The following is a 3,019-nucleotide window of genomic DNA, read 5'->3' as shown; positions in this document are numbered from 1 at the left end:
ACGCCTCTGTAGAACAGCGAGACACGCCGTCGCTGCGGGGACGTCCCCTGATCGCCGGCGCTGGCGTGGTCGCGGCCGCGAGCTACGAGGCGAAGGCCCGTGGAGTGCGCACAGCGATGGCAACCTCGAGGGCGCGCGCGTTGTGTCCCGAGGCCGTCGTGGTCGCGCCCCGGATGGAGGCCTACTCTGCGGCAAGCCGCGCCGTTTTCGCGATCTTTCACGACACGACGCCGCACGTGGAGGGCCTGTCCATCGATGAGGCCTTCCTCGAGGTAGGCGGGCTGCGTCACATCGCCGGCACTCCCGAAGAGATTGCCGTGCGGCTGCGGGAGCGGGTCCGGACCGAAGTGGGGCTCGCGATCTCGGTGGGCGTCGCGCGCACCAAGTTCCTTGCAAAGGTCGCGAGCGCCGTCAGCAAACCCGACGGGCTGCTGGTCGTGGAACCCGACTGCGAAGAGGCCTTCCTCCATCCGCTGCCGGTGGAACGCCTCTGGGGTGTCGGGGCCGTGACCGCTCAGAAGCTGCACTCACGAGGCATCCATACGGTCGGGCAACTGGCGGAGTTGGAGGCTGAAATGGCGGAACTCCTCTTGGGCAAAGCGGCGGGCGCGCAACTGCACGCCCTCGCGAGACTGCGAGATCCGCGACCAGTGGAGGACACCAAGCGGCACAGTTCGATCGGCTCGCAGCGCGCGCTGGGCAACCGTCCGCGCACTATCGATGAACTTGCGCTCATCGTCACCCAGATCATGGACGGGCTCGCGAAGCGACTGCGCGAGCGAGAGACCTCGTGTTCCACCGTCACGGTCCGCGTGCGCTTCGGCGACTACACGAATGCGACGCGTTCGCGGACGCTGGGAGCCCCCACCGATCGCACGGAGGTGCTGCTCGGTGCCGCGCACACGTTGCTGACGAGCGTGGCGCCCGAAGTCTCCGAGCGCGGCGTGACACTCGTCGGTGTCTCGCTCGCGGGTTTGGTGCGGTCCGGTGACGTCCAGCCCGAGCTCCCCCTGGATTGGCATGACGGCGCGCGCATCGACTCGGCGCTCGATGCCGTTCGCAACCGCTATGGGGCGGCCGCCGTCACGCGCGCGGCGCTGATAGGACGCGACACTGGCTTGAGCGCGCCGCGGCTCCCGGAGCACGAGTAGCATCTCGAACCGCATGCGGGGGCACTTTGCGGTGATCGCCAACGTGGGCCCCGTGGGGCTCGAACCCACGACCCGCGGATTAAAAGTCCGCTGCTCTACCAACTGAGCTAGAGGCCCGTCCCGCAATCCTAAGGGGACTCGACGCCTCGCGCTTTCGCGGGAAGGGAGCCCCAGCTCGGCCGCCGCGTAGGCTCGCAGCATGCCTAGCCCCCGCATCGCCGTCCTGACGGGCGCTGGCATCTCGACCGGCTCCGGCATCCCCGACTTTCGCGGCCCAGCGGGGGTGTGGACCCTCAATCCAGAGCGAGTCCGCCTGCTCGAGATCGACGACTTCGTGCGCGACAAAGAGGTCCGCGTCGCAGGGTGGCGCGACTGGCGGGACCACCCGGCGTGGGGGTCCACGCCGAGCATCGCCCACGTGGCGCTCGCCCGCCTCGCCGACGCTGGCCTCCTTGACGTGGTCCTCACCCAGAACTTCGACGGGCTTCACCAGGCGGGCGGGCTCCCGGCAGGCCAAGTGGTCGAGATGCATGGCACGCTGCGCACCACGTCCTGCATGAGGTGCGGCAAGAGCCAGCCAACGGCCGACGTCGTCGCCGGGTTGGCGGCCAGCCCAGACCCGGCCTGCGCAGACTGCGGGGGAATCCTCAAGCCCGACATCGTCTACTTTGGCGAGCAACTGCCAGCCGAGGCGATCGACCGGGCGGTCCACGCCGCCACCACGTGCGACGTGTTCATCGCGATCGGCACCAGCCTGTCGGTCTACCCGGTGGCGAGCCTCGCGGACCTGGCCGTGGAGTCGGGCGCCAACCTCATCATCGTCAACGCCGAGCCCACCGACTACGATCGCCACGCGACCGAGGTGATCCGCGGGCCCATCGACCTGGCCGTGCCAGCGCTGGTAGACAGATACTTGGACTAGACGACACCATTCTTGCCGCGACCCCCGGTCGCGACCACCGCACCATGGAAAGTGAGATCTGGCATGCCCCATGCGCCGCGATGGGCCCCGCGCTGGCTCTTGCTCCTCATTGTGGGGATTCTCGGTGGATTGTTGTCGGGAGTGTTCGGCGTTGGCGGCGGCGCCGTCATGGTGCCGCTCCTGATCTGGCTGTTGGGCATGGACCAGCGTCGCGCGGCGGCAACATCGCTCGTGGCGATCGTTCCGACCGCGATCGTCGGATCCGTGGCCTACGGGTTCGGGGGTCACGTGGCGATCATCGTCGGCGGGCTCGTGGCGGTGGGCGGCATCGGCGGCGCACTCATTGGCACGCGCCTGCTCCGCCGGGTGCCCATCGGGGTGCTCCGGTGGATGTTCGTCGGGTTGCTGGGGTTGGCGGCCGTAGAGACGCTCATCGACATTCCCTCACGTGATGCGGAGATCTCCCTGACGATGGTGTCCGGCACGATCCTGCTGTTGGTAGGGGTGCTGATGGGCGTCGCGTCCGGCCTGTTCGGCATCGGCGGCGGCGTGATCGTGGTGCCGATTCTGATGGGGGGCTTCGGCGCATCGGACCTGCTGGCGAAGGGCACCTCGCTCGCCGCGATGATTCCCGCCGCGATCACGGGCTCGGCCGCGAACATGCGCGCCCGCCTTGTCCGGGTAGGCGATGGTCTTGTGGTGGGCTTTGCCGCGTCGGCGGCGTCACTCCTTGGTGTGGTGGTCGCCTACCACATCAACCCGCGCGTCTCTGGTCTGCTCTTCTCCGTGCTACTCACAGTGACGATGGTGCAGCTCGCGTATCGAGCGATCAAGCTTCGCGGAGTAGCAGACTAGGTCCGCCCGGTCGTCGGCGACTGGCGCCGACCCCGGGCTAGCCGTACCAACCAGGATCCGAACCGCCACAGCAGCACCGCGACCATTCCCA

The 3,019-nt window shown here is 68.5% G+C and carries 3 protein-coding genes and 1 tRNA gene; 3 read left to right on the top strand and 1 reads right to left on the bottom strand.

The window, feature by feature from the left end:
* The coding region (dinB, locus tag QZZ33_RS03395) for a DNA polymerase IV (protein WP_291378201.1) at nucleotides 1–1,151 on the top strand (1,151 nt) is incomplete at its 5' end.
* A gap of 44 nt (nucleotides 1,152–1,195) precedes the next feature.
* Here dinB and QZZ33_RS03390 read toward each other — a convergent pair.
* Nucleotides 1,196–1,268, bottom strand: a tRNA-Lys gene (locus tag QZZ33_RS03390).
* 82 nt (nucleotides 1,269–1,350) lie between these two features.
* On the opposite strand from QZZ33_RS03390, the gene QZZ33_RS03385 reads away from it, so the two are divergent.
* Nucleotides 1,351–2,073, top strand: coding sequence for a Sir2 family NAD-dependent protein deacetylase (locus QZZ33_RS03385; RefSeq protein WP_291378198.1), 723 nt, complete (start codon nucleotides 1,351–1,353; stop codon nucleotides 2,071–2,073).
* Nucleotides 2,074–2,136: 63 nt separating this feature from the next.
* On the top strand, nucleotides 2,137–2,928 hold the full coding sequence (locus QZZ33_RS03380) for a sulfite exporter TauE/SafE family protein (RefSeq protein ID WP_291378196.1): 792 nt from the start codon (nucleotides 2,137–2,139) through the stop codon (nucleotides 2,926–2,928).
* Nucleotides 2,929–3,019: the final 91 nt, after the last annotated feature.

It is taken from the genome of Demequina sp., from assembly GCF_016278775.1.
Classification (GTDB): Bacteria; Actinomycetota; Actinomycetes; order Actinomycetales; family Demequinaceae; genus Demequina.
This window is presented reverse-complemented; position numbering and strand designations above follow the sequence as displayed.